This window comes from Streptomyces mesophilus, from assembly GCF_011044995.1.
In the GTDB taxonomy this organism is placed as follows: Bacteria; Actinomycetota; Actinomycetes; order Streptomycetales; family Streptomycetaceae; genus Streptomyces; species Streptomyces mesophilus.
Window position 1 is genome coordinate 1 of record NZ_JAAKZW010000107.1, and the last position, 26,534, is coordinate 26,534.

26 protein-coding genes and 1 pseudogene are annotated in these 26,534 nt (G+C 69.2%); 18 read left to right on the plus strand and 9 right to left on the minus strand.

Going from position 1 to position 26,534, the window contains the following annotated elements; genetic code table 11:
• The first annotated feature begins 2 nt into the window (after positions 1-2).
• Positions 3-836 (plus strand): helix-turn-helix domain-containing protein, encoded by an 834-nt coding sequence (locus tag G6045_RS23185; RefSeq protein WP_165333983.1) that lies wholly within the window; start codon positions 3-5, stop codon positions 834-836.
• A gap of 125 nt (positions 837-961) precedes the next feature.
• Positions 962-1,477: a hypothetical protein gene (locus G6045_RS23190; RefSeq protein WP_165333984.1), complete on the plus strand. Its 516-nt coding sequence runs from the start codon at positions 962-964 to the stop codon at positions 1,475-1,477.
• 66 nt (positions 1,478-1,543) lie between these two features.
• On the opposite strand, the gene G6045_RS23195 is transcribed toward G6045_RS23190, so the two are convergent.
• Positions 1,544-2,086 (minus strand): GNAT family N-acetyltransferase, encoded by a 543-nt coding sequence (locus tag G6045_RS23195; protein ID WP_165333985.1) that lies wholly within the window; start codon positions 2,084-2,086, stop codon positions 1,544-1,546.
• Between the two features lie 120 nt (positions 2,087-2,206).
• Between G6045_RS23195 and G6045_RS23200 the strand changes: the two genes are divergently transcribed.
• Complete coding sequence (locus tag G6045_RS23200) at positions 2,207-2,869, plus strand: hypothetical protein (protein ID WP_328707873.1); 663 nt, start codon at positions 2,207-2,209, stop codon at positions 2,867-2,869.
• Here the strand turns inward: G6045_RS23200 and G6045_RS23205 are convergent.
• Both G6045_RS23205 and G6045_RS23210 read right to left on the minus strand, forming a co-directional pair.
• Entirely contained in the window at positions 2,866-3,015 is a 150-nt protein-coding gene (locus tag G6045_RS23205; RefSeq protein ID WP_165333986.1) for a hypothetical protein, read from the minus strand. The genes G6045_RS23200 and G6045_RS23205 overlap by 4 nt on opposite strands.
• A gap of 4 nt (positions 3,016-3,019) precedes the next feature.
• A complete protein-coding gene (locus tag G6045_RS23210; RefSeq protein WP_165333987.1) occupies positions 3,020-3,733 on the minus strand; it encodes a hypothetical protein in 714 nt (237 codons plus the stop codon).
• A 239-nt stretch (positions 3,734-3,972) separates the two neighbouring features.
• On the opposite strand from G6045_RS23210, the gene gcl reads away from it, so the two are divergent.
• Positions 3,973-5,760, plus strand: a complete 1,788-nt coding sequence (gene gcl / locus G6045_RS23215) for a glyoxylate carboligase (RefSeq protein ID WP_206344080.1) — start codon at positions 3,973-3,975, stop codon at positions 5,758-5,760.
• Between the two features lie 167 nt (positions 5,761-5,927).
• Here the strand turns inward: gcl and G6045_RS42420 are convergent.
• A pseudogene (locus G6045_RS42420) lies at positions 5,928-6,392 on the minus strand (tripartite tricarboxylate transporter substrate-binding protein); the annotation flags it as partial.
• A gap of 111 nt (positions 6,393-6,503) precedes the next feature.
• Between G6045_RS42420 and G6045_RS23225 the strand changes: the two are divergent.
• Positions 6,504-6,941 (plus strand): hypothetical protein, encoded by a 438-nt coding sequence (locus tag G6045_RS23225; RefSeq protein ID WP_165333989.1) that lies wholly within the window; start codon positions 6,504-6,506, stop codon positions 6,939-6,941.
• Positions 6,942-6,953: 12 nt separating this feature from the next.
• On the opposite strand, the gene G6045_RS23230 is transcribed toward G6045_RS23225, so the two are convergent.
• The 4 genes from G6045_RS23230 to G6045_RS23245 all read right to left on the minus strand — a co-directional run bounded on the left by G6045_RS23230 (position 6,954) and on the right by G6045_RS23245 (position 11,987).
• Entirely contained in the window at positions 6,954-7,919 is a 966-nt protein-coding gene (locus tag G6045_RS23230; RefSeq protein WP_165333990.1) for an aminoglycoside phosphotransferase family protein, read from the minus strand.
• A 545-nt stretch (positions 7,920-8,464) separates the two neighbouring features.
• Positions 8,465-9,919: a catalase gene (locus G6045_RS23235; protein WP_165333991.1), complete on the minus strand. Its 1,455-nt coding sequence runs from the start codon at positions 9,917-9,919 to the stop codon at positions 8,465-8,467.
• Positions 9,920-10,142: 223 nt separating this feature from the next.
• The gene (locus G6045_RS23240) at positions 10,143-11,033 is read right to left on the minus strand and encodes a 2-hydroxy-3-oxopropionate reductase (protein WP_165333992.1); all 891 of its coding nucleotides are present in this window, start codon (positions 11,031-11,033) and stop codon (positions 10,143-10,145) included.
• A gap of 120 nt (positions 11,034-11,153) precedes the next feature.
• Positions 11,154-11,987, minus strand: coding sequence for a TIM barrel protein (locus tag G6045_RS23245; protein ID WP_165333993.1), 834 nt, complete (start codon positions 11,985-11,987; stop codon positions 11,154-11,156).
• A gap of 126 nt (positions 11,988-12,113) precedes the next feature.
• On the opposite strand from G6045_RS23245, the gene G6045_RS23250 reads away from it, so the two are divergent.
• The 8 genes from G6045_RS23250 (at position 12,114) to G6045_RS23285 (ending at position 18,932) form a co-directional block, all read left to right on the plus strand.
• Positions 12,114-12,368, plus strand: coding sequence for a hypothetical protein (locus G6045_RS23250; RefSeq protein ID WP_165333994.1), 255 nt, complete (start codon positions 12,114-12,116; stop codon positions 12,366-12,368).
• Complete coding sequence (locus G6045_RS23255; RefSeq protein WP_165333995.1) at positions 12,365-12,742, plus strand: helix-turn-helix domain-containing protein; 378 nt, start codon at positions 12,365-12,367, stop codon at positions 12,740-12,742. The genes G6045_RS23250 and G6045_RS23255 overlap by 4 nt, the downstream gene beginning before the upstream one ends.
• 206 nt (positions 12,743-12,948) lie before the next feature.
• Positions 12,949-13,458, plus strand: coding sequence for a 2-oxo-4-hydroxy-4-carboxy-5-ureidoimidazoline decarboxylase (gene uraD / locus G6045_RS23260; protein ID WP_165333996.1), 510 nt, complete (start codon positions 12,949-12,951; stop codon positions 13,456-13,458).
• 2 nt (positions 13,459-13,460) lie between these two features.
• Positions 13,461-13,862 (plus strand): hydroxyisourate hydrolase, encoded by a 402-nt coding sequence (gene uraH, locus G6045_RS23265; protein WP_165333997.1) that lies wholly within the window; start codon positions 13,461-13,463, stop codon positions 13,860-13,862.
• Between the two features lie 5 nt (positions 13,863-13,867).
• Positions 13,868-14,791, plus strand: a complete 924-nt coding sequence (gene pucL, locus G6045_RS23270) for a factor-independent urate hydroxylase (protein ID WP_165333998.1) — start codon at positions 13,868-13,870, stop codon at positions 14,789-14,791.
• 254 nt (positions 14,792-15,045) lie between these two features.
• Positions 15,046-16,425, plus strand: a complete 1,380-nt coding sequence (locus tag G6045_RS23275) for an 8-oxoguanine deaminase (RefSeq protein WP_165333999.1) — start codon at positions 15,046-15,048, stop codon at positions 16,423-16,425.
• 359 nt (positions 16,426-16,784) lie between these two features.
• Positions 16,785-18,176, plus strand: a complete 1,392-nt coding sequence (locus G6045_RS23280; protein WP_165334007.1) for a nucleobase:cation symporter-2 family protein — start codon at positions 16,785-16,787, stop codon at positions 18,174-18,176.
• 96 nt (positions 18,177-18,272) lie between these two features.
• Complete coding sequence (locus tag G6045_RS23285) at positions 18,273-18,932, plus strand: aspartate/glutamate racemase family protein (RefSeq protein WP_165334000.1); 660 nt, start codon at positions 18,273-18,275, stop codon at positions 18,930-18,932.
• Positions 18,933-19,040: 108 nt separating this feature from the next.
• Here G6045_RS23285 and G6045_RS23290 read toward each other — a convergent pair whose 3' ends face one another.
• Positions 19,041-20,690, minus strand: coding sequence for a glycoside hydrolase family 13 protein (locus G6045_RS23290; protein ID WP_165334001.1), 1,650 nt, complete (start codon positions 20,688-20,690; stop codon positions 19,041-19,043).
• A gap of 114 nt (positions 20,691-20,804) precedes the next feature.
• On the opposite strand from G6045_RS23290, the gene G6045_RS23295 reads away from it, so the two are divergent.
• The 5 genes from G6045_RS23295 to G6045_RS23315 all read left to right on the plus strand — a co-directional run bounded on the left by G6045_RS23295 (position 20,805) and on the right by G6045_RS23315 (position 26,469).
• Positions 20,805-21,914, plus strand: a complete 1,110-nt coding sequence (locus G6045_RS23295; protein WP_165334002.1) for a substrate-binding domain-containing protein — start codon at positions 20,805-20,807, stop codon at positions 21,912-21,914.
• Between the two features lie 183 nt (positions 21,915-22,097).
• Positions 22,098-23,408, plus strand: coding sequence for an ABC transporter substrate-binding protein (locus G6045_RS23300; RefSeq protein WP_165334003.1), 1,311 nt, complete (start codon positions 22,098-22,100; stop codon positions 23,406-23,408).
• Positions 23,409-23,669: 261 nt separating this feature from the next.
• Entirely contained in the window at positions 23,670-24,518 is an 849-nt protein-coding gene (locus G6045_RS23305; RefSeq protein WP_165334008.1) for a carbohydrate ABC transporter permease, read from the plus strand.
• On the plus strand, positions 24,515-25,444 hold the full coding sequence (locus G6045_RS23310; RefSeq protein WP_165334004.1) for a carbohydrate ABC transporter permease: 930 nt from the start codon (positions 24,515-24,517) through the stop codon (positions 25,442-25,444). The genes G6045_RS23305 and G6045_RS23310 overlap by 4 nt, the downstream gene beginning before the upstream one ends.
• Positions 25,445-25,482: 38 nt before the next feature.
• A complete protein-coding gene (locus G6045_RS23315; RefSeq protein ID WP_165334009.1) occupies positions 25,483-26,469 on the plus strand; it encodes a hydroxyacid dehydrogenase in 987 nt (328 codons plus the stop codon).
• The last annotated feature ends 65 nt before the right edge of the window (positions 26,470-26,534 follow it).

A 26,534-nucleotide genomic window follows, 5' to 3' on the forward strand; every position in this document is an offset into this window, starting at 1 on the left:
GGGTGCGGATGGTGCGTGTGGGGGATCGGTGGCGGGTGAGCCGGGCCTGGCCCGTCGCGTTGCGGCCGTACGTCCACAGCTACGCCGGGTACTGGGAGGAAGCCGCCACCCCGTTCCGCGTGCGGATCGTGCCCACCGGTCGTGCCGTCGTCCTGATCAGCCTCGGTGAGCCCTTCGCCCAGGTGCACCGCCTGAGCGAGCACGGGCCCGCGGTGCGGGTGGTCGGGTCCCTGATCGCGGGCCTCGAGGACGGACCGCGGATCGCGGACCATCCCGGCGGGCAGGAGGCGATCCGGCTCGAGCTCACGCCCCTGGGCGCGTACCGCCTGTTCGCGCTGCCGATGCGGGAGTTGACCAATACGGTCGTCGAGCTGACGGACGTGCTCGGACCGCGCGCCGGGGAGCTGGTGGAGCGGATGTCCCACGCGCGCGACTGGGCCGAGCGCTTCGACCTGCTCGACGCGGCGCTGCTCGCCCGGCTCGGCGAAGGACCCGCGCCCGCGCCCGAGGTGGCCCACGCCTGGCAGTTGCTCGAACGGTCGGGCGGCACCATCCCCGTCGCCCGGATCGCGCAGGAGATCGGCTGGAGCCACGGGTACCTCGTACGGAAGTTCACCCAGCAGATCGGCCTGACCCCGAAGATGTCGGGCCGGGTGCTCAGGTTCCATCGCGCGATCGGGCTCATGGCGCGCGGCGCCGTCGATCTGAGCGCGCTCACGGCCACCTGCGGGTTCTACGACCAGGCGCATCTCAACCGGGAGTTCCGCGCCCTCGCCGCCATCACCCCCGGACAGATCGTCGCCGGGCGCCTGACGGAAGGCGCCGTGGCCCTCTGACCAGCGGCTTTCGGCGCGAGGTCAAATTCGTCCAAGCCAGCCCCTGCACCGACTCTCTACCGTCCCTGAATGTGATCGTCCGCCGCGGGGCGGCACGATCGACCACACGTCACAGGGGGACCCACATGTCGAATCAGCGCCGCGGACGCTGGGAGCGCTACAAGGTCACGCGCCCCTTCTCGCCGCAGGACCTCGCCGGGCTCTGGGGGTCGATCATCGGCATCGTGGCGCTGGCCGCACTCCTCGGCTGGGCGCTCGACATGAAGGGCGGCGTCGTGATCGTCGCCGCGATCCCGTTCATCTCGCAGTGGTTCGACCAGAAGCGGATCCTGTTCCAGTTCGACGCGGCCGGTGTGCGGGTCGGCAATGTGGTGCTGCCCTGGACCGACGTCACCCAGTTCGTCGTCGCCACCCCCGCGCAGGGCGACGCCCTCATCGGCGTACGGCTGCGGGAACGCGCGATGCTCCCGGCCGGCGCCGCGGTATCGCCGGCGCACCCCGCGATGCCCGCGCCCCTGTATGTGGCGGTGCAGCGCCACAAGTTCGACCTCAACCAGATGCTGGGCAAGGCGCGCAAGTACGCCCCCGCCCACCTCCAGATCGTCGTCGCCGAGCCCACCGGCGAACGCGTCGCCTCATAACGCGGGCGGCTCCCGAACGGGGGGCCGGGCGGGCCGGACCAGCGGCCCGCCCGGTTTCTTTCCGCTTCAGAGGGCGGTGGGCCGGACCATGCACACCCGCGGCCACCGGTCGAGGCCGAGCTCGTCCTCGTACGCCCTGATCTTCCGCAGCCCCGGCCCGAGTTCCCGCTCGCCGAGCACCCGGAATCCGAGCCTTCGGTAGTACGGCGCGTTCCACGGCACCTCGGCGAAGGTCGTCAGCGTCAGGGCGCCGAGCCCCGCGCGCCGGGCGTACGCCGCGGCATGGTCGAGCAGCGCACGCCCCACCCCCCGCCGCGCCACCGACGGATGCACGGACACCTGCTCCACATGCAGCGCCCCGCCCACCTGCTCCCCATGCAGCGCCCCGTCCACCGGTTCCGCGATCAGATACGCGACCGGTTCGTCCTCGGGCGCGATGACGGCGACCCACGCGCGACCGGCGCGGCGGAACTCCTCCAGTACGTCGAGCGCGGGCGGTTCGTCCTCGGCGATCGCCGCCATCCCCACGGTGCGGAACGGCTCGCCGGCCGCCCGCTCGATATCCCGCAGCCGAGGAAGATCGGCCGCTGTGGCCTGCCGGATTCGCATGGTCCGAGTATCGGCCGTGTCCGCGCGTCCGGCGCACGCGGGACGCGCTGTGTCCACGGAAGTTGGCACCCGGTAGCGTCCCCCTGGGCACAACGGATGCCACGGGCAGGGGAGATCAGAGTGAGCGTGTCGACGGGGACGGGTCCGGCGCAGGGCGCAACGCGGAGTCGGGGCGTCAGTGCCTGGCGCTCGCTGAGCAGAACGCTCGGACTGATCCTCTTCGCGTGGGCGGCCGCCGCCGGCAACACCGCAGTCGCCTATCTGACCTTCGGCAAGGAGTGGATCCCGATCACCGTCGGGCTGATCCTCTGCCTCACCTTCACCATCCTGCTGATCCTGCTCCACCGTGCCTGGTGGCTGGCGGTCCTGTCGCTCGCGCCCTCGCTCTTCGTGCTCGTCGGCTCGGTACAGCTCGGGCCCGACGGGGCCCTCGAGCATCGGGGCGTACGGGAGAGCGTGGTCGTCGTGGCGGACAGCGCCGCCGGCACCTCCTCCAAGGAGCACCGGCTGACCCTGCGCAACGAGCGGGGCGAGGAGCTCGACGAGAAGCTGGTGTACCGGGGCGGGGCCGGATCCCCCGACGTGGGCGACGAGTTGGACATCCTGCGCGATCCGGACGGCAGGGTGCCGATGGAGCAGGCCGCCGAGGTCGACTCCTCGGGGCAGCTCGGAAGTGTGCTCGGCGGCACGGCGACGTGGACCCTGTTCGCGCTCCTTGCCGGCTGGCGCGGGCACGTACGACGCCGCAAGGGCCGCGAGCTGGCGGACCTGCCCACCTTCTAGGACAGGTCCGCACCGCCGGACCCCAACGCGCAGTCGGACCCCAACGCTCCGTCCGACCCCAACGCTCCGTACACCCGGGCCAGTGCGTGGTACGCCTCCTGGGCGTCGTAGGCGATCCCGCGCAGCTCCACCGCGGCCCGCGGCACGGACCTACGCGCCCGTGCTGATCAGTTCGTCCGCCGGGCTGTTCACCGGCTGGGGCGTGCCCGTCAGGTCCAGGACGAACAGGGGGAGGGCGAGGCCGTCGGCGCGGGCGCGGGCGTCGTCCGTATAGCCCGCGAGGGAGAAGCAGACCGGGACCGATGAGTCGTTGAGAGCGGCGAGCCACACGCACTCGATGTCGCGCAGGCTCATCGAGCGCGTCGTCGGCTCGACCTGCGCACGCAGTCCCGGCGCGATGAGACCCACACCGGACGAGGCCCGCTGCTCGGCCCGCCGGATGTCCTTGTAGCCGAGCCAGCGCAGATACAGCGCGGCGGCCTGCACCGCGTCGCGCGCTGTGCGAATCGTCACGGGATGGAAGGCGGGCCGCGGCGCCGGCGCGGTCGGCGGCAGCGGGATGTGCAGCGGCAGCGGCGCATGACCCGGCGCAGGTCCCGACGCGGCGGGTTTCACCGGGATGCGGAGTACCGCGCCGCAATCGCAGCCCAGCTCCGGCTGGGGCCACTGATCACACCGACCGCAGGACTCGCAGCGGACGGTGACCCAGTCGTCCTCCCAGGTCACGTACGTGACGGGGAGGGGCTGCGCGCCGCGCTGAAGCGGCGGCGAGACCGGCGTACCGCAGGAGCAGGGATAGACGTGCGGTGCGTACAGATGCTCGCGCCGGCAGAGCGGACAGCGCACCGGAATGCCTCCGGACATCGGCGTCCCCCTCCCGTACGAACCCACGAACACGACCCGGTGCGCCTCTCATCGTCCACCAAACACCAAGCTCTGGGGAGGGATTCGAGCACGTTCCTCGCACCGTAGGGCCTTGACGCCTCCCTCGGCCTGCTCTTACATTGCTTCCATATAGCAGAAGAAAACTTCCGCATTGTGAAAGTAGCGGAAGCGCCCGATAGCCGACCGGCGCAGACCGGCCTGGACGCAGGAGTTACGCGATGCCTCGAATGACAGCCGCCCACGCGGCAGTGGAGATCCTCAAGCGCGAGGGCGTTACCGACGCGTTCGGAGTGCCGGGCGCCGCGATCAACCCCTTCTACAAGGCGCTGCAGGAGGTCGGTGGCATCGACCACACCCTCGCGCGGCACGTCGAGGGTGCGACCCACATGGCCGAGGGCTACACCCGTACCAAGGCGGGCAACATCGGTGTCGCCATCGGTACGTCAGGACCCGCCGGCACCGACATGATCACCGGCCACTACTCGGCCGCAGGCGACTCGATCCCGATCCTGGCGATCACCGGCCAGGCCCCGAGCCACCTCCTGCACAAGGAGGACTTCCAGGCCGTCGACATCGCCTCGATCGCCAAGCCGCTCACCAAGATGGCCGTCACGGTCCTCGAGCCGGCCCAGGTCCCCGGCGTCTTCCAGCAGGCCTTCCACCTGATGCGCTCCGGCCGTCCCGGACCGGTCCACATCGACCTGCCGATCGACGTGCAGCTCGCCGAGATCGACTTCGACCCGGAGACGTACGAGCCGCTGCCGGTCTACAAGCCGTCCGCGACCCGCGCCCAGATCGAGAAGGCGATCTCCTTCCTCCTGGAGTCCGAGCGCCCGCTGATCGTCGCCGGCGGCGGCATCATCAACGCCGACGCCTCCGACCTCCTGGTCGAGTTCGCCGAGCTCACCAACACCCCGGTCGTGCCCACCCTGATGGGCTGGGGCACCATCCCGGACGACCACGAGCTGAACGCCGGCATGGTCGGCCAGCAGACCGGTCACCGCTACGGCAACGCCACGTTCCTGGAGTCGGACTTCGTCCTGGGCATCGGCAACCGCTGGGCCAACCGTCACACCGGCTACAAGCTGGACGTGTACCGCGAGGGCCGCAAGTTCGTCCACGTGGACATCGAGCCGACCCAGATCGGCAAGATCTTCGCCCCGGACTACGGGATCGCCTCGGACGCCAAGGCCGCCCTCGAGCTGTTCGTCGAGGTCGCCAAGGAGCTCAAGGCCGCCGGCAAGCTGCCCGACCGCAGCGAGTGGGTCGCCTCGCACCTGGACCGCAAGGCCACGCTGCAGCGCCGTACGCACTTCGAGAACATCCCCATGAAGCCGCAGCGCGTCTACGAGGAGATGAACAAGGCGTTCGGCAAGGACACCCGCTACGTCACCACCATCGGTCTGTCCCAGATCGCCGGTGCGCAGATGCTGCACGTGTACAAGCCGCGCCACTGGATCAACTGCGGCCAGGCAGGACCGCTCGGCTGGACCATCCCGGCCGCGCTGGGTGTCGCCAAGGCCGACCCGGACAGCCCCGTCGTCGCCCTCTCCGGCGACTACGACTTCCAGTTCATGATCGAGGAGCTCGCGGTCGGTGCCCAGCACCGCATCCCGTACATCCACGTCCTCGTGAACAACGCCTACCTGGGCCTGATCCGTCAGGCGCAGATCGGTCTGGACATCAACTTCCAGGTCAACCTGGAGTTCGAGAACCAGAACAGCCCCGAGCTGGGCGTCTACGGCGTCGACCACGTCAAGGTCGCCGAGGGCCTCGGCTGCAAGGCGATCCGCGTGACCGACCCGGCCGACCTCGCCGAGGCCTTCGAGAAGGCCAAGAAGCTGGCGCAGGAGCACCAGGTGCCGGTCGTCGTCGAGGCGATCCTGGAGCGCGTCACCAACATCGCGATGAGCCCGACCGCGGACATCAGCGCGGTCAAGGAGTTCGAGGACATCGCGACCGAGGACTGGCACGCGCCGACGGCGATCCTGCCGCTGAAGGCCTGATCACGCCTGATCACGCCTGATCCGAGGGGCGGCCCATCCGGAGGGGGATGGGCCGCCCCTTCGGTGTTCCCGGACGGGTCAGGCGTCCTCGGTCGTCTCCGTCCTCGCCCGGCGCGACCAGCGCACCACCGCGGGGCCGACCGCGACGGCGACGGTCGCCGCAGTTTGCCGCGTACGTCGGCGGGAATGCCGGCCGGTCCGGCGACGAAACGGCGCTGGTCGACGACCACGTCGTAGCCGCTCTCCTTGGCCGTCGGCATGTCGGGGAAGGCCACGTGCCGCTCGGCGGGGAAGGCCGCCAACGCCCGCAGTTTTCCTGCCTCCACGCGCTTGTACGCCTCCGCGATGTGCACCGCCGCGGCGTCGACCTTGATGTCGCCCTTGCCCGTCAGGTCCTTGACGGACTTGTGGGGCGAGGCGGCCGGCACGACCAGGACGTAGCCCTCCACGGTCGGCCTTGCTGCCGAGCACACGTCGGACGCGATGCTTCGGCGTTCCCGGCGCCCAGGTGGCGTTTGAGCCACATGGAGTGGATGAGGCGGGGGAGGTGGGGTGCCCTTGGCCGTCAACTGGGTTGATAAGCAGGGAAGTTCGCCCGTACGCGGCTGCGGAGAGTGCGGGGATCCGGCCATTGTGTAGCCGCAAACTCGTTCGGACACACACCGTGAGCGCACAATAGCCCTACGGCATCAGAGTGTTGACCTGCACGGATGCCGCTTCCCGCGGGGAGTTGGGGGTCCGCGATGCATGAAGAGTTCCTGTGCGAGGTGACCGCGTACGGCATCTGTGGCGGCGAGCAGATCGGCGTACCGCTCGGCACCTATCGTGCGCCGAGCCTGCCGCTCGCCCTGTGGTGGCTGCGCGAGCGCGCGACCTGGATCGCCGAGCGCCTCGACCCCACGCCCGACGGCGGCCGGCTGCCGGCCGGCGCCCTGGTGCCGCTGCCGAGGGACGCGCCCGACGTGCCGGGCGTCCTGCGCGCCTGGCGCGACAGCGATGCGGAACAGGCGCGTGCGGCCGCCGACTTGACCAGCGGCCGCCTGGTGCGCTTCATCGCCCGCGACGACACCACGGAGTACGAACTCCTCGCCGAATCCGTCGACGCGATCCGTATTCAGCGCGCCCTGGGCGGCCTGGGCGGCCGCGAGCGGGCCGCGCCGGCGTGGGTGCCGCCGATCTGACCGCGCGCCCGCTCACAGCGCGGGCGACCCCGACCCGAGCCGCACTTTGAGCCAGGCCAGCGCCTGTTCGCCCTGCGCCTGCTGGAAGGGCCGCAGCGTGGGCAGGCCTGGCGGTGCCGGCCGGCGGGCCTGGTCCAGGAACATGCCGGTCAGACCGATGAGCACGGTGGTCACATCGTGGGGGTCGGCCCCCTCGGCCACCGGGTGTGCCGTGAAGAGGGCCTCGGGATCCGGGCCGCCCTGCATCGCGACGCTCGGCAGCATCACGAGCAGATCGAACCAGCGGGCCGCGCGGCAGGCGTGGGGCCAGTCCACGAAGACGGCGCCGTCGTCGGTGAGCAGGATGTTGTCGGCGCGCAGATCGCCGTGCGAGAGAGTGTCCCCCGCTGTGGCCTCGCGGCAGCGCCGCTCCCGCGCGGCGAGGGCCGCCAGATTCCTGACGGCCCACGGGTCCATGTCCGCCAGGTCGTCCTCGCCCTGCGCCTGTGCGGCCGCGAGCAGACGCCAGCCCTGGAACGGCTCCTCGTGGATCGGTGCCGCGCCGGCCGGCGCGGGCGTGAGCGCCTCGGACAACCGGCCGATCGCGTCCAGGACACGGTCCAACTCCTCGGGAACCCAAGGCACATGAGGCTGGCGTCCCTCGATGTCCTCGAAGAGCAGCGCGACCCAGCGGCCGTCGTCGTACGCACCGAGCAGGCGGGGGACCGGGGCTTCCTGCGGCAGCAGTCGCGCGTGGGCGATCTCCGTGCGGTGCATGATGACGGACCGCGCGTTGACCTCGGCACTGACGGCCTTGACGAAGGCCCGGGTGCCGTCGGCGAGGCGGAGGCGGGCGGCGATCCCGGGGGAGAACCCACCGCTCTGGGTCCGCGCCTCGACGACCTGGGCGCCGAGTTGCCGCTCGAGCGCGTCGCGGACCGCGGCAGGGAGCTCCTGCCATTCCATACGTACGCCCTGAGCGGGGACGATCGCCGTCATACGGCCAGCCTGCCAGGCGTCGGGCGGGCGGGCCACGTGATATCGCCCATGGCGCGGACGGAACGCAAAGAGCGCCGGGTACGGGAACCGTCCGTACTCGGCGCTCTGGCAGAGGAGTTGTTGCCGTCCGACGGCGCAAGGCTGACGCGACAGGACGTTCGCGCCGCCGGACGGGGTCTGTGTCCGGGACCGGCTTCGGGTGCCGGCTGCTCTGGACGACGGCCGGAGGCCGGCGCAGGCGGCCGAAGCCCGCGAAGCGGTGCGAGGTCGGCGCGGGGAAATGGTCGTTCGCGCCGCCGGACGGAGATCATGTTTGTGGCTGGGACCGTGGCGGGTGTGAATGGACCCCGGTGTCGCTTCCCTCAGGTCGAGAAGCGTTCCGTTGGACCTTTACCACCGCACTGGCTCACACGCCGCCACGGTCACAGGCCTTGTCCGCCGGAGCGGACTCCCGTACCGCCTGCCACCCCTCATCCGGGCACGCGGTCCGGGCCGGTGCCCGGGGATGACCTCCCGTCACCCTGGGCACAGCTTCGGTGAAGAGGTCAGTCGCGCAGGGCGCGCACAGCCTCTTCCACGCGCTTGCCGTAGTCCGCGTCGGCGGCGGCGAAGTGCGCGATGTTCTTCTCGATGATGTCGTCGCGGGAGACCTGCGAGAGACCGCCGGCGATGTTGGCGACCAGGCGCTGCTTCTCCTCCTCCGACATCAGGCGGTACAGCTCGCCCGCCTGGAAGAAGTCGTCGTCCTTGGTGTGGGCCGGCGCCTCGTGCGTGCCGGTGTAACCGTGGATCGCGAGCGGCGCCGACAGCGGCAGACCGGTCTCGACCGGACCGCCGAAGGAGTTCGGCTCGTAGTTCTTCGCGCCGCGGCCCTGGGCATTGGCGGCCATCAGACCGTCGCGGCCGTAGTTGTTGGCGACCGTCGCCTTGGGGGCGTTGACCGGCAGCAGGGTGTGGTTGACACCCAGGCGGTAGCGGTGCGCGTCCGCGTAGGCGAACAGGCGGCCCTGCAGCATCTTGTCCGGCGAAGGACCGATGCCCGGAACGAAGTTGTTCGGCGAGAACGCGGCCTGCTCGACCTCGGCGAAGACGTTGTCCGGGTTGCGGTCCAGGACCAGCCGGCCCACGCGCTGCAGCGGGTAGTCGCTGTGCGGCCACACCTTGGTCAGGTCGAACGGGTTGAAGCGGTAGTCCGCCGCTTCGGCCGCCGGCATGAGCTGCACGTACAGCGTCCACGAGGGGTACACACCGCGCTCGATGGACTGCAGCAGGTCGGTCTGGTGCGAGTTGCCGTCCTTGCCGACGAGTTCGGCGGCCTGGTCGGCGGACAGGGAGCGGATGCCCTGGTTCGTCTTGAAGTGGTACTTGACGAAGAAGGCCTCACCCTGGGCGTTGGTCCACTGGTAGGTGTGGGAGCCGTAGCCGTTCATGTGGCGGTACGACGCGGGGATGCCGCGGTCGCCCATCAGCCAGGTGACCTGGTGCGTCGCCTCGGGGGCGTGCGCCCAGAAGTCCCAGACGTTGTCCGCCTCCTGCTTGCCCGTGAAGGGGTCGCGCTTCTGGGAGTGGATGAAGTCGGGGAACTTGATCGGGTCCTTGATGAAGAACACCGGGGTGTTGTTGCCGACGAGGTCGTAGTTGCCCTCGGCGGTGTAGAACTTCAGCGCGAAGCCGCGCGGGTCACGGACGGCGTCCGCGCCGCCGAGGCTGTCGGCCACGGTCGAGAAGCGCAGGAACGTCTCGGTCTTCTTGCCGACCTCGGACAGGAAGTCCGCGGAGGTGAAGCCGGTGACGTCGTCGGTGACCTCGAAGTGGCCGTAGGCGCCGGAGCCACGGGCGTGCACGACACGCTCCGGGATGCGCTCCCGGTTGAAGCGGGCGAGCTTCTCGAGCAGGTGCTGGTCCTGCAGGAGGATCGGGCCACCGACGCCGGCGGTGGCGGAGTTCTGGTTGTCGGCGACGGGGGCGCCGGACTCGGTCGTAAGCACGCGCTTCGACATCGTGACCTTCCGTACTCAAACTGCGAAAACTGTTTCTGCGTCTGCGATTTCAGGAGCGTATGTACGCGCATGAACGGACGTCAACAGTTTGTTGAAATTGAAGAGAGGTGTTCCGGTCGGCGGCGGCGCCTGGGCGCGACAGGACAGGTGTCGGCGCCGCCGCCGACCGGGGACTGGGGGGCCTTCGGAAGGCCGGGGGCTCACTCGGTGGCGAGCCCGGGGCTCAGACCTGCGAGCCGGAGAGACGCTCGACCGAGCGGAGCAGGGCCGAGTGGTCCAGGCCGCCGTCGCCCTGCGCACGCAGCGAGGCGACGAGCTGGGCGACGACGCCGCCGACGGGCAGCGCGGCACCGACATTGCGGGCGGCGTCGGTGACGATGCCCATGTCCTTGTGGTGCAGGTCGATGCGGAAGCCCGGCTTGAAGTCGCGGTTGAGGAAGTTGTCCTTCTTACGGGTCAGGACGGTCGAGCCGGCCAGACCGCCGTTGAGGACGTCGAGCGCGGCCTTCAGGTCCACGCCGGACTTCTCCAGGAAGACCACGGCCTCGGCGCACGCCTGGATGTTGACCGCCACGATCAGCTGGTTGGCGGCCTTCACCGTCTGGCCCGAACCGTGCGGACCGCACAGCACGATGGTCTTGCCGAGGGCATCGAGGACCGGCTTGGCCTCGTCGAAGTCGGCCTGCTCGCCGCCGACCATGATGGACAGGACGGCCTCGATGGCGCCGGCCTCGCCACCGGAGACGGGGGCGTCCAGGACGCGGATGCCCTTCTCCTTGGCGGCCTTGGCCAGGTCGACCGAGGTCTGCGGGGTGATCGAGGACATGTCGATCAGGAGCGCGCCGGACTTGGCGTTCTCCAGGATGCCGTCGGCGCCGTAGGAGATGGCCTCGACCTGCGGGGACGCGGGCACCATCGTGATGACGACATCGGCGTCCTTGACGGCCTCGGCGATCGAGCCGGCCGCGCTGCCACCGGCGGCGGCGAGACGGTCGAGCTTGTCCTGCTCGAGGGTGAAGCCGGTGACGGAGTAACCGGCCTTGATCAGGTTCTCGGCCATGGGGGAGCCCATGATGCCGAGGCCGATCCACGCGATCTTCGGAAGGTTGCTCATGATGGTGCCTTTCTCAAAAGCTTATGTACGTCGATGAGTTGACGTGTCGCCCGCGGTACCGCCCACCCGCACAGCGGGCGGTGACGCGGGCGTCAGAGGTCAGGCGCCCGTCCGCGAGGGTCAGCGGGCGGCGCGGGCCTCGACCGGCAGCCAGCCGAAGGACGCGGCCGCGTCGGGGGCCTTGTACTCCAGGCCCACGTAACCCTCGTAACCGGCCTTCTTCAGCTGGTCGAGAAGGTCCTCGAGCGGCAGCTCGCCCGTGCCCGGGGCGCCACGGCCCGGCTTGTCGGCGATCTGCACGTGGCCCGTCTTGGCCGCGTACCGCTCGATGACCGAAGGCAGGTCCTCGTCGTTCATGGCCAGGTGGTACAGGTCCATGAGGAACTTGGCGTTGCCGAGACCGGTGGCCTCGTTCACCTTGTCCACGATCTCGACACCGGCCGGTGCGCTCACCAGCGGGTAGAGCGGGGACTCCGGCTTGTTGAGGGTCTCGATCAGGAGGATCGCGCCGATGCGGTCGGCCTCCTTGGCCGCGAGCACCAGGTTCTCCAGGGCGAGCTTGTCCTGCTCGGCCGGGTCCACGCCGTCGACGCGGTTGCCGTACAGGGCGTTGAGCGCCTTGCAGCCGAGAGACTGGGCGAAGTCGGCCGCGACCTTGAGGTTGGCGCGGAACTTCTCCGACTCCTCACCGGGCACGGAGACCGCACCGCGGTCGGGGCCCGGCAGCTTGCCGGCGTAGAAGTTCAGGCCCGTGAGCTGGACGCCCGCGTCCTCGATGGCCTTCTTGAGGGCGTCGAGCTCGGCCTGGTCGGGGGTCGGGGTCTCGATCCAGGGCCACCACAGCTCGACCGCCGTGAAGCCCGCTGCGGCTGCTGCCGCGGGACGCTCCAGGAGCGGGAGTTCCGTGTAGAGGATCGAGAGGTTCACATTGAAGCGCTGGTCCGTAACACCCATGAGGGGTAGGCGCTCCTTCCGTATCGCGGAAGTTACTTTCTACTTGACGGAAGAGTGCCTAAGGGCCTGGTCACCTGTCAAGTAGGGGCTCCCGTAAATCACGTACAGCCCAGTAGGTTGATGCGCGTGCGATTGAGAGTGGAGTTCACGACCGAGCCCTTCGACCTCGACGAGGCACCGGCCCATGCGGTCGCCGCCCGTGAGGTCATCGAGGCAGCCGACCTCGACGCGGTCGATGTCGGCCCGTTCGGCAACACCGCGGAGGGCGGCGCCGAGCCGGTGCTCGCCGCCGTCGACGCGCTGCTGCGCAAGTCCCTGGCCGCGGGCGCCACCCGGGTCTCTCTCCAGGTGAACGTGATCGGAGAGGGTGACCAGAAGTGACCGAACCCAGAGACCACCCCTTCGTCAGCGCCGTGAAGCCGCTGGTCGACGCGATGGGCGCCCGGGTCATCGCCCCCGCCGAGGCCGGTGACGACGATGTCGTCCTCGCCTGGGAGGGCGAGGATGTGCTCGCCGTGCGGCTGCCGCAGCTCGCGGACTCCCTCGACCACATCCTGGCGGCCCTGGAGCGCAAGCACGGCAGGCCCCTGGCGGAGCTCGACCGCAAGTCCAAGCAGGAAGTCGTACGTCTCCTGGAAGCGCGCGGCGCCTTCTCGGTACGGCACGGCGTGGAGACCGTGGCCGGTGCGATAGGCGTATCCCGCTTCACTGTGTACAACTACCTCAACAGGGACAACACCACGAAAAGCGAGTAGTGCGTACCCGCAGAACGCACCAAGCTCGTGCACGTCCCGCCGCACGAACACACAAGAGGCCGTCGCCTGATCTTCAGGAGGCGGCCTCTTTGTTCAATTCCTTTCAACAAAGTGTTGACGCAGTGTTGCCGAGGGTCTTAGCTGAACCCCAGCCCGTCCAGCACACCCCGGCCCAAACCGGCCACTCAAGCCACGGAGGCTTTCCCGTGACTTCGCGTACGACACCGGGGCTCACCCGGTTCAACACCTCGGACGAGACCGCGGCCACCGCGGAGCTCCACGAGGTGTGCAGCTCTTCGGCCTGGGGCAGCAAGGTTCTCGCCCAGCGCCCCTACGCCGATGCCGACTCCCTCTTCGCCGCGAGCGACGCCGCCATGGCCGAGCTCACCGCGGCGGATCTGGAGGAGGCCATGGCGGGGCACCCGCCGATCGGCCGCCCGAAGCCGGGAGACCCGACCTCCGCGCGCGAACAGCGCGGTATGGCCGGCGCCTCCGAGGAGCTCAAGACGGAACTGCTCGAACTGAACCTGGCGTACCAGGAGAAGTTCGGTCACGTCTTCCTCATCTGCGCGACCGGCGCCACGGCCGAGTTCATGCTCGGCCAGATCAAGGTACGGATCGGACACGAGGCCGAGCAGGAGCGGGAGATCGTCCGCACCGAACTGGCCAAGATCAACCGCATCCGCCTGACCCGGCTCGTAGAGGAAGCAGCGTAGTAATGAGCACTGACACGACCGCTTCGGTGTCCACGCACATCCTGGACACCAGCATCGGACGCCCCGCCGAAGGCGTCGCCATCTCGCTCGCGGCCCGCGCCGGCTCCGACGCGGACTGGGTGGCCCTCGGCGGATCCGCCACCGATGCGGACGGGCGTTGCAAGGACCTGCCGGCCCTGCCGGAAGGTACGACCCACGTACGCCTCGACTTCGAGACAGAGGCGTACTTCTCCAAGAAGTCCGCAAACCAGCAAGCCGAAGCCCAGCAGGACGCCCCCGCGAATCGGGACAGCGGTGCGTTCTTCCCGGAGGTGGCGATCACGTTCGCCGTCAAGCCGGGCGAGCACTATCACGTACCGCTGCTGCTCAACCCGTTCGGCTACTCCGTTTACCGAGGGAGCTAGCAGACATGCCCACGATTCTGGGACAGAACCAGTACGGCAAGGCCGAGAACCGCGTCGTCAAGATCACGCGGGATGGCGCCACCCATCACATCAAGGACCTGAACGTCTCGGTCGCCCTGTCGGGCGAGATGGACGACGTCCACCTGACCGGCTCCAACGCCAACGTCCTGCCGACCGACACCACCAAGAACACGGTGTACGCGTTCGCCAAGGAGTACGGCATCGAGTCGGCCGAGCAGTTCGGCATCCACCTGGCGCGGCACTTCGTGAACAGCCAGGACCCGATCCACCAGGCGCGGATCCGCATCGAGGAATACTCCTGGGAGCGGATCGAGACCTCGGACGCCAACTCGAAGTTCATCGGCTCCGAGGACGTCAAGCACTCCTTCGTCCGCAAGGGCCAGGAGACCCGCGTCAGCGAGATCACGTACAACGGCTCCGAGTGGCAGGTCATCTCGGGCCTGAAGGACCTCGTGGTCATGAACTCCACCAACTCGGAGTTCTGGGGCTACGTCAAGGACAAGTACACGACGCTCCAGGAGGCGTACGACCGCATCCTGGCCACGCAGGTGTCCAGCCGCTGGCGGTTCAACTGGACCGACGACGAGCAGCGGATGCCCAACTGGGAGCGTTCGTACGAGCAGACCAAGAAGCACATGCTCGAGGCCTTCGCCGAGACCTACTCGCTCTCGCTGCAGCAGACGCTGTACCAGATGGGCTCGCGCATCATCAACAACCGTTCGGAGATCGACGAGATCCGCTTCTCGCTCCCGAACAAGCACCACTTCCTTGTCGACCTGGAGCCCTTCGGCCTCAAGAACGACAACGAGGTCTACTTCGCGGCCGACCGCCCGTACGGCCTGATCGAGGCGACCGTCCTGCGTGACGGTGTCGAGCCGAAGATCCCGGTGGACCTCTCCAACCTGTAGTTCCCCACCTGTGGTCCCCGCAAGGACTTCAGGAGCCTCGACAACCTCCGACGCGAGTGCGCCGGCGTCTACCCCGGGAGCCGGATCCTCCGACAAGGATCCGGTCCCGGGGGCCAGGAGGGGAGCGGGGGCATCTGCGCAACACCCGCAACGGGCAGACGCGACGAGGCGTTTGCACGTGCACCACGGACTCGGTCGTCACCCCGCTCGGCCCCCGGGTTCGTACATCCGAAGAGGAAGAACGAGGATCCGCCATGGCGGCTTCGCGCATCGTTATCGAAAACTGTGCCATCGCGACCGTGGACGCGAACGACACCGAGTACGCCTCGGGTTACATCGTCGTCGCGGACAACAAGATCGAGTCCCTGGGCGCCGGCAAGGCTCCCGAGAACCTCGAGAACGTGGTCCGGCGGATCGACGCCACCGGGCACCTCGTGACCCCGGGTCTGGTCAACACGCACCACCACTTCTACCAGTGGATCACCCGTGGTCTGGCCACCGATCACAACCTCTTCAACTGGCTCGTCGCCCTCTACCCGACGTGGGCGCGCATCGACGAGCCGATGGCCCGTGCCGCCGCGCAGGGCTCCCTCGCGATGATGGCCCGCGGTGGTGTCACCACCGCGATGGACCACCACTACGTCTTCCCGCAGGGCTCCGGCGACCTGTCCGGCGCGATCATCGGCGCCGCGAGCGACATGGGTGTCCGCTTCACCCTGGCGCGCGGCTCCATGGACCGCTCCGAGAAGGACGGCGGTCTGCCGCCGGACTTCGCCGTCGAGACCCTCGAGGGCGCGCTCGCCGCGACCGCCGACACGGTCAAGAAGCACCACGACGCCTCGTTCGACGCGATGACCCAGGTCGCCGTCGCGCCGTGCTCCCCGTTCTCCGTATCGACCGAACTCCTGAAGCAGGGCGCCGAGCTGGCGCGCTCGCTGGGTGTGCGCATGCACACGCACGGCTCGGAGACGGTCGAGGAGGAGAAGTTCTGCCACGAGCTCTTCGGCATGGGCCCGACCGACTACTTCGAGTCGACCGGCTGGCTCGGCGAGGACGTGTGGATGGCGCACTGCGTCCACATGAACGACTCCGACATCGCCGCCTTCGCCCGTACGAAGACCGGTGTCGCGCACTGCCCGTCCTCCAACGCCCGTCTCGCGGCCGGTATCGCCCGCGTCCCGGACATGCTGAAGGCCGGCGTCCCGGTCGGCCTCGGTGTGGACGGCACCGCCTCCAACGAGTCCGGTGAGCTGCACACCGAGCTGCGCAACGCGCTGCTCATCAACCGCCTCAACACCGAGCACAGGGAAGCGGCTTTGAATGCCCGCCAGGCCCTGCGCCTCGGCACCTACGGCGGCGCCCAGGTGCTCGGCCGCGCCGACAACATCGGTTCGCTGGAAGCCGGCAAGCTCGCCGACTTCGTGCTCTGGAAGATGGACACCCTCGCCCACTCCTCCATCGCCGACCCGGTCACGGCCCTGATCTTCGGTGCCGCCGCCCCCGTCTCCGCCTCGTTCGTCAACGGCAAGCAGATCGTCGAGAACAACCGACTGCTCACCGTCGACGAGGACGCCATCGCCCGTGACACCCGCGCCGAGGCCCAGCGTCTCGCGCGGATCGCCGCCGGGTCCTAAGCCCTCGGGGCTTTCCAGGAGTCCGGTCGAGGGGGACGGCCCTCGACCGGTCGCCGTGGACCCGAGCGGGGTCCATGGCAGCCGAGACCGGTGGGCGCGCGCGCCCATGCGCCCGCGCCCACCGGATCGGTGACCGTCTACCTCTCGTAGTACGGCGACCGCACATCGCTGCCCGACAACTTCATAGCGCGCACGAATCGCACCACTTGCACCAATTGCACGTTTGCACCATCTGTACGACCTCCAAGACACCCGCGTCGCTGGCGACGCGTTAACCGACCGGAGGAACCGCCGTGGCAGCAACGCCCAAGGTTCGCAAAGCAGTCGCCGTGCCAGAGGACGAGAGCGTCCGCGACCAGATGACCGAAAAGCACCCGGTCGACGAGAAGCTCCCCCCTCTCAAAATGATGACCAGCGGTCTCCAACATGTGGCCGCCATGTACGCGGGTGTGGTCGCCCCGCCGCTGATCGTGGGAGCCGCCGTCGGGCTCTCCGCGAAGGAACTCACGTTCCTGACCGGCGCCTCCCTCTTCACCGCGGGAATCGCCACGCTCCTTCAGACGCTGGGCATCTGGAAGATCGGAGCCCGGCTGCCGTTCGTCAACGGCGTCACCTTCGCCGGTGTCGCGCCGATGCTGGCGATCGTCGACCAGACGAAGGACAAGGACGACGCGCTGCCGATCATCTTCGGCGCGATCATCGTCGCGGGCCTGATCGGCTTCATAGCCGCCCCGTTCTTCTCCAAGCTGGTCCGCTTCTTCCCGCCCGTCGTCACGGGCACCGTGATCACCCTGATCGGTGTCTCGCTGATGCCCGTCGCCTTCGGCTGGGCCCAGGGACCCAATCCGGCCGCCGACGACTACGGCTCGATGAAGTACCTCGCCCTGGCGGGTATTTCGCTTGTCATCGTCCTGCTGATACGTCGCTTCACCAGCGGATTCGTCAAGCAGATCGCCGTCCTGCTCGGCCTGGTGATCGGCACCGTCGTGGCGATCCCCTTCGGCGTCACCGACTTCTCCGCCATCGGTGAGGCGGACATCATCGGCTTCCCGACACCGTTCCACTTCGGCGCCCCGCAGTTCGCCGCAGCGGCCATCGTGTCGATGATCGTCGTGATGATCGTGTCGATGACGGAGTCGACCGCGGACATGCTCGCGCTCGGCCAGATCGTCGAGAAGCCGGCCGACGAGAAGACCATCGCGGCGGGTCTGCGCGCCGACTGTCTGGGCTCGGCCCTCTCGCCGCTGTTCAACGGCTTCATGGCCAGCGCCTTCGCGCAGAACGTCGGCCTGGTCGCCATGACGAAGATCCGCTCGCGGTTCGTCGTCGCGGTGGGCGGCGGCTTCCTGATCCTGATCGGTCTGATGCCGGTCGCCGCCTCCCTGATCGCCACCGTGCCCCGGCCGGTGCTCGGCGGTGCGGGCGTGGTCCTCTTCGGTTCGGTCGCGGCCTCCGGTGTGCAGACGCTCGCCAAGGCCGGCCTGGAGAAGGACAACAACATCCTGATCGTGGCCGTCTCCCTCGCCATCGGCCTGATCCCGATCGCGGCGCCGGAGTTCTACCACGCGTTCCCCGAGACCGCGATGATCATCCTGGACTCGGGCATCTCCACCGGCTGTGTCGCGGCCGTCCTGCTCAACCTCGTCTTCAACCACACGGGCAAGGCCCGGGCGGACGCCGACGAGGTGGCCCACGCGATGGAACCGGGCGAGACGCTCTCGGAGACCAGGGCTCCGGCCTCGGCTCACTGAGGGTTCAGCACCTGGCTGTCGGCACTGCTCGACCGTGGCGGGCCCGGCACTTCTCAAGTGCCGGGCCCGCCACGGTCGCTGAGGTAGCGTCCAGGCGTGCACCGTACGAACGCCGTGGTCCTGATCAATCCCAACACGTCGGCCACCACGACGGACATGATGGCCGCCATGCTGCGCGAGCAGCTGGCCGCCCGTCGCGATCTCGCGGTGCGCGCCGTCACCGCCGCCCAGGGACCCGGGATGATCGTGACGGCCGATGCGCTGTGTGCCGCCGCCACGGAGGTACTCGCCGCCGCTCTGCGCACGGGTACCGAAGGCACGGCGGCGTTCGTCGTCGGTGCGTTCGGCGACCCGGGCATCGAAGAGCTGCGGGCCGCCGTCTGCGTACCGGTCGTGGGCATCGGCGAGGCCGCGCTCCTGGAGGCCGGTGACACCGCGTTCGCCGTGGTGACCACGACCCCGGGGCTTGTGCAGGCGATCGCCGACCGCATCGACGCGCTGGGGCTCGCGGACCGGTGCGTCGGCATCCGCTGCACCGAGGGGGATCCGCGGGACCTCGCGGGCCGGCCCGAGCTGCAGAGCGAACGGCTCGCGGCGGCCGTCGACCTGAGTGTCGGCCGGGACGGGGCCCGCAAAGTGGTCATCGGCGGCGGTCCGTTGACCGAGTCCGCAAGGGTGCTCGCCGGCCGCAGCGACGTGCCGCTCGTCGTGCCGGTGGCGGCGGCCGGCCGCCGCGTGCGGCAGCTGCTCGGCTGAGATCGATCGCGGAGTGCTGTGGGCGGGGCCCATCGCGCCGGGCAGGAACTCATCGCCGGGCAGGGGCCCACTGCGCCGGGCAGGGACCCACAGCGCTCCCGCGTCACCTCACCGCAGCCACACCGCGGTGTCCACCGGGACCGCACCTTCCGCCAACGGGCCGCTGGAGAGCAGCACTTCACCGGCAGCCGGCAGCGGCACCGGGGCGTCCGACAGGTTGACCAGGCAGGTCAGCTGCTGCCCCGCGGTCGACCGTGTGAAGGCAAGGACCCCGGGCTCCGACGGCACCCATGCGAACGCGCCCTCGCGCAGGGCGACGTGCTCCCTGCGCAGCGCCAGCGCCTCTCGGTAGTACGCGAGCATCGAGTCCGGATCGCCGGACTGCTTCCGTACGCTCAGATCCACCCACTCGGCCGGCTGCGGCAGCCACGCCTTCGGATCCGGGACCTCGTCGCCCCAGGGGAGCGGCACCCGGCAGCCGTCGCGTCCGAGGTCCTCGCCGCCGCTCTGCTGGTACGTGGGGTCCTGGCGCAGCTCGGCCGGGATGTCCTCGACCTCCCAGAGGCCCAGCTCGTCGCCCTGATACACGTAGACGCAGCCGGGCAGCGCCATCGTCAGGAGCGCCGCCGCGCGGGCCCGACGCGTGCCGAGTTCCAGGTCGACCGGTGCGCCGTGCACCCGGCGGCCGTCGAGCGCGTACGAGGTGTCGGTGCGGCCGTAGCGCGTGACGTGCCGGGTCGTGTCGTGGTTGGAGAGCACCCAGGTGGGTGTGGCGTCGACCGGGGCGTGCTCGGCGAGGGTCGCGTCGATCACCTTGCGCAGGGACCGGGCGTCCCAAGGGCTCTGCAAGAAGGGGAAGTTGAACGCCGTGTGCAGCTCGTCGGGGCGCAGATAGCGGGCGAAGCGCACCGGGTCGGGGGTCCACACCTCGCCGACGAAGATCGCTTCATGGTCGTACGAGTCGAGGACCCGGCGCCATTCCCGGTAGATCTCGTGCACGCCCTCCTGGTCCGCCCAAGGGCTCGGCGCATCAGGGCGGTCGGGGAAGTGGTCGGGGAGCGAGGGATCCTTGGCCAGGTTGTCCGCGACGTCGATCCGGAAACCGTCCACCCCTCGGTCCAGCCAGAAGCGCAGGACGGAGACGAACTCGGCGCGTACGTCCGGGTGGTCCCAGTTGAAGTCGGGCTGTTCCGGGGCGAACCGGTGCAGATACCACTCGCCGGGCGTCCCGTCGGGCTCGGTCACGCGGCGCCAGGCCGGGCCACCGAACGCGGACTGCCAGTTGTTCGGCGGGAGTTCACCGTGCGCGCCCCGGCCGGGCCGGAACCAGAAGCGGTCGCGTTCCGCTGAGCCGGGGCCCGCCGCGAGGGCGGCACGGAACCAGTCGTGCTGGTCCGAGCAGTGATTGGGCACGATGTCGATGATGACCCGTATGCCCAGTTCATGGGCTTCGCCGATCAGTGCCTCGGCCTCGGCGAGCGTGCCGAACATGGGGTCGATCTCACGGTAATCGGCCACGTCGTAGCCGCCGTCGGCCATGGGGGACGGATACCAGGGGCTGATCCACACCGCGTCCACGCCGAGCTCGCGCAGATGCGGCAGGTGGGCGCGGATTCCGGCGAGGTCACCGATTCCGTCGCCGTTGCCGTCGGCGTAACTGCGCGGATAGATCTGGTAGATGGCGGCGCTGCGCCACCAGGGAGCGGGTTGTCCGGTATAGGGCTCTATGGGCGTTTCGGGAGCCTCGGAGTTCGCCATGCTGTGAATCTAGGGAGGCCTGTTTCCGGACGTCAATGGCCAGGGGGATCGTTTTGATCGCAACCGATCGATACGCTTACGGAGTCCTGCCCGGCCGCAACCCAGGGGGAACCAATGCGACTCCATGTAGATCAGCGCCATGAACGCGTCCTCGAGCTGGTCCGCGAACGCGGCAGCATCCGCGTCGCCGAACTCGCCCGGGCGCTGGGCGTCTCGCCCGTGACGCTGCGCCGTGACGTGGAGGCGCTGGCCGCACAGGGCCGGCTGCAGCGGATGCACGGCGCCGTGGTGTGGCCCGGGGGCAGCGCCGAACAGGTGCCGCGCCAGGCCTCGGGGCCCGATGCGGAAGGCCTGGTCATCGGCCTCGTCGTGCCGACGAACAACTACTACTACCCGGAAGTGATCCGCGGCGTGCGGGAGGTGGTCGACGCCCACGGCGCCCGGCTCACGATCGGGATCACCAACTACCTGCCGGGCGAGGACGCCGAGCAGGCGAAGCGGCTGATCGGCGCGGGAGCCGACGGGCTGCTGCTCACCCCGAACTGGGACGAGGGCGCACCGCGCGGCGCCGAGGGCGCCTGGGTGGCCGACTTCGATGTGCCGACCGTCCTGATGGAGCGCTGGGCCCCGCACGGCCACCCGGCGGCCGCGCTCGACCGGGTCCGCTCCGACCACGGGCACGGAGCCGCCGAAGCCGTACGTCATCTCGCCTCGCTCGGGCACCGCAAGGTCGGTCTGGTGCTCCAGAAGTCCCCCACGGCACGGCACTTGAAGTTCGGGCACGCCGCCGCGGTCGACGCGCTCGGCCTGGAGCGCGTCCCCGAGCTGCCGTACGACGAGGACTCCGAGCTCAGTCACGCCGAACACTTCGACCGCGCCTTCGGCTACCTCTGCGACCTGGTCGACGACCACGGGGTGACGGCCGTGCTCATCCACAGCGACGCCGACGCGCTGACCTTGATCCCGCGGCTGCAGGCGCGCGGCATCCGCGTCCCCGAGGACCTGGCCGTGGTCGCGTACGACGACGAAGTGGCGAGCCTCGCCGACCAGCCGCTCACCGCGGCCGCGCCGGCCAAGCGCGAAGTGGGTGCGCAGGCGGCCGAGCTGCTCCTGGCCCGGCTTGCGGCCGGCCCCGGGGCGGCGGCGACCCCTCGCCAACACATCGATCTGCTTCCCGAGTTGAGGGTGCGGACCTCGTGCGGCTCGGAGCTCGACCGGACGTAGCGGGACTGACGGGGTGAACTCGGGCGTTCAGACGCTCAACTTATCGATCGTTTTGATTGAGTTGGTCGTTCGCTCTTGACGGTGATCGGTCCGGCCCAAATGATGGCTCTCGTTCACCTCTTCTTCCGCCGCTGCAACAAGGCAGTCGTCTGCCGCAGTACGAGGTCCCGTAGGAGCCGTGCAATGTCGCGCACTTCCCGTACGTCCCGTATAGCCCTCACCGCTTCGATCGCCTCTCTGGCGCTCTTCGCCACCGCCTGCGGTGGTGGCGACGACGACAAGGGCTCCGGCAAGAGCGGCTCCGCCGACAAGCCGGTGACCATCACGTACTGGTCCGCCACTTCGGGCGCCAAGGAGACGGCCGACGCGTTCAACAAGACCCACAAGAACGTCAAGGTGAAGTTCTCGCTGATCCCCGCCGGACCCGAGGGCGTCACCAAGCTCTCGAACGCGGTCAAGGGCGGCAACGCCCCCGACGTGGCGACGATGGACTACTCGGCGCTTCCCGAGTACGCCAGCACCGGCGGCCTCGAGGACCTGTCCGAGGTCGCCGGTGAGCACGTCAAGGGCGAGTTCCCGGAGAACATCCAGTCCCTGGTGAACCTCGGCGGCAAGACCTGGGCCGTGCCGTTCGACGTGACGCCGATCGAGATGTTCTACCGCAAGGACATCTTCAAGAAGGCGGGCGTCGAGGTCCCCAAGACCTGGGACGAGTACCGTGCGGCCGCCGAGAAGATCAACAAGATGGACCCCAAGGTCAAGATCACCAACTTCGGCGGCGGTGACCCGGCGCTCCTCGCGGGCCTGTCCTGGCAGGCCGGTGCCAAGTGGTACGGCACCGAGGGCGACTCCTGGAAGATCAACATGACCGACGCGGCGTCCACGAAGGTCGCCACGTACTGGGACGACCTGCTCAAGGACGGGCTCGCCTCCAAGACCCCGCTGTGGGGCGAGGGCGAGGCCAAGGAGCGCGCCACCGGCAAGACCGCCACCATCATCGGCGCGGCCTGGAGCGCGGGCGGTTTCTCCGTCGGTTACCCCGACGCCAAGGGCAAGTGGGGCATCGCCCCCATCCCGACCTGGGACGGCAAGCCGGCGACCGGCATGTACGGCGGTACCTCCTACATCGCGCCCAAGGGCAGCGACACCGAGGCGGCCGCCGAGTTCATCAAGTGGGTCACCACCGACCCGGAGGCGATGAAGGCCCGTCTCAGCTCCCTGAAGACGCCGAGCAGCGCGCTGCCCGCCAACGAGGCCATGCGCGAGGTCGCGGCCAAGGAGTTCGACGGGTCGTACTTCGAGGGCCAGGACGTCTACAAGCTGGCCGGCGAGGCCGCGGACACCATCGTCCCCGGCTGGACCTGGGGCCCGGTGAACCAGCAGGTCAACCTGAAGCAGGGGGCCGCGGGCGCCGACCACACCAAGATGCTCACCGAGGGTCAGACGGCGGGCGAGAAGGCGATCACGGACCGCGGTCTGAAGCTCGCGAAGTAAGAGCCTCTTGATCCCGCGCCGGCCGCGGCCGGCGCAGGGCCGCAGTCCGCACCAGCTGGAGGGCCCGGTTTCCGTCAGGGAACGCCGGGCCCTCCGTCCTCCACCCGAAGGAGTCAGCCGGTGGCCGCATCAAGCGTCAAGTCACCCGCACCACCGAGCGGTTCGGCCGCGAAGGCCGAGCCGGCCAAGCCGCTCAAGCCCGTCAAGCCGGCCGCCGCCAAGTCCGCGCGCCGCAATCAGCGCGGCGCGGCCGCCCTGTTCATGATCCCGTTCTTCGTCCTGTTCGCCGTCGCCACCATCGCGCCGATCGTGTACGCGGGCTACATGAGCCTGTACACGGAGAAGTCGTCCGGGCTCGGATTCGGCGGCACGGAGCGGTCGTTCACCGGGCTCGGCAACTTCGCCGAGGCGCTCGGCGACCCGGCGTTCCAGCGCTCCTTCGGCCATATCGCCGTGTACTGCCTCATCTACATCCCGGTCATGATCGGTGCGGCGCTCGCGCTGGCCCTGCTCGTCGACTCGGCGCTCGCCCGTGCGAAGCGGTTCTTCCAGATCGCGTACTACATGCCGCACGCCGTGCCCGGTCTGGTCGCGTCGATGGTCTGGCTCTACCTCTACACGCCGGGCATCAGCCCGATCGTCGACGTCATCGAGAACCTCGGCCTCGGCTGGAACTTCTTCGGCCAGGACGAGGCGCTCTACTCGATCATCAACGTCTCGGCCTGGCAGTGGATCGGGTACAACATGATCATTTTCTACGCGGGTCTGCAGGCCATCCCGCGCGAGACGCTGGAAGCCGCCACCGTCGACGGCGCGGGCGCGATGCGTACCGCGTTGCAGGTGAAGATCCCCATGATCCGCTCGACCGTCGTCCTCACGCTCCTGTTCACCTGCGTCGGCGCCATCCAGCTCTTCGACGCCCCCAAACTGGTCCAGCTGCGGGCCACGGAGCTCGGCGTCGACTGGTCTCCCACCATGTACATCTACAACGTCGCGTTCGACGGCCATGACTACGGTCTCGCCGCCGCGGCCTCCCTGCTCCTCGCGCTCATCGCCGGCGTGCTGTCCTTCGTCGTCACCAAGATCGGCAACCGGTGGAAGGAATCATGAGCACTCAGACAGCGCCTCCCGCGGCCGCGGCCGCCGCCGCTTCCCTCACCACCGCGCCCGCCTCCGGCAAGGCCCGACGCCCGCGCCGGCCAAGGCAGTTCACCTCCAAAGCCGTCGTCAACGCGATCCTGATCGTCTTCGCGCTCTACACCCTGATGCCGCTGACCTGGCTGGTCATCGCGTCGACGAAGAACTACCGGGACCTGTTCGCCACCAACCCGTTCTCGCTCGGCGACTTCAACTTCTTGAACAACCTGAGCGAGCTGTTCGCGTACAACGACGGCATCTATCTGCGCTGGCTCGGCAACAGCGTCCTCTACACCGTCATCGGCTCGCTGCTCTCCACGATCATCTCGGTCGCCTGCGGATACGCCTTCGACAAGTACGAGTTCCGCGGCAAGGACACGCTGTTCGGCTTCGTCCTGATCGGCCTGCTCGTCCCGTCGACGGTCACCGCGCTGCCGCTGTACCTGCTGGCCTCCGAGGTCGGCATGGTCAACACCTACTGGGCCGTCCTCATCCCGTCCCTGGTCAACCCGTTCGGCGTCTACCTCGCCCGGGTCTTCTCGGAGGGCTACGTACCCGGTGAGGTACTCGAAGCCTCCCGGATGGACGGCGCCGGCGAGCTGCGCACCTTCGTCTCCGTCTCGCTGCCGATGCTCGCGCCCGGCTTCATGACGATCTTCCTGTTCTCCTTCACGGCGTCCTGGAACAACTTCTACAGCGCCCTGATGATGCTCAACGACGAAGAGCTCTACCCGGCCAACCTCGGTCTGTACGCCCTGATGAAGAGCGTCTACCAGCACCCCGAGCTCTACCCGCTCGTCATCATCGGCTCGCTGGTCGCCGTCGTCCCGCTGATCATCGCGTTCCTGTCCCTCCAGCGCTTCTGGCGCTCCGGCCTCACCGCGGGAGCCGTCAAGTGACCACATCCGTCGCGGCCCGCCCGCGCACCGTCCTCGCCATGAGCGAGGAGACCAAGGCGGCGGTGTTCGGCGCGTCGGCGCTCACCCGGCTCGAAGGCATCGCCGAGGTCGACCCGTCCCTGGTCGTCACCGACTTCGCCGACGAAAGCAGCGGGACACGACAGCGTCTGCAGGACGTCGAAGTGCTGCTCACCGGCTGGGGCTGCCCCCCGGTCGACGACGCCGCACTGCGCCGTATGCCCCGTCTGAAGGCGGTCGTGCACGCGGCCGGCAGCGTCAAGCACCACATCACCGAGGCCTGCTGGCAGCGCGGGATCGCGGTCACCACGGCCGCCGCCGCCAACGCGCTGCCCGTCGCCGAGTACACCCTCGCCGCCATCCTCTTCGCGAACAAGCGCGTCCTGGAAGGCGCCCAGGCCTACCGCTCCACCCGCCGCCAGGTCTCCCTGCTCTCGCTCTTCCCCGACGTCGGCAACTACCGGCGTACGGTCGGTCTCGTGGGCGCCTCGCGGATCGGCCGCAGGGTCGCGGAACTCCTCAAGCCGTTCGATCTGCGGGTCCTGATGTACGACCCGTATCTCGGCGAGGACGAGGCCCGCGCGCTCGGCGTGGAGCTCAGCGAGCTCGACGCGCTCGCGCTCCGCAGTGACATCGTGTCCCTGCACGCCCCCGAGATCCCGGCCACGCGGGGCCTGTTCGACGCGGCCCGGCTCTCCCTGATGCCGGACGGGGCGACCCTGATCAACACCGCGCGCGGCTCCCTCGTGGACACCGAAGCGCTCATCAAGGAGCTCAGGACCGGCCGGCTGCACGCCGTGCTCGACCACACCGAGCCCCAGGTGCTGCCCGCCGACTCACCGCTCTACGAACTGCCGAACGTACTGCTCACGCCGCATCTCGCCGGGTCCATCGGCGGTGAACTGCACCGTCTCGCGGACGCCGCGATCGACGAGATCCAGCTGTACGCGGCAGGGCTGCCGTTCCGCCACCGCGTCGACCCGTCCACGCTCGCCCACTCGGCCTGAGCGGACCCAACTCTTTCTGCCGTACCGGAAGGGACCCCGCATGTCCGCCCCCGCCGCCCCCGCAC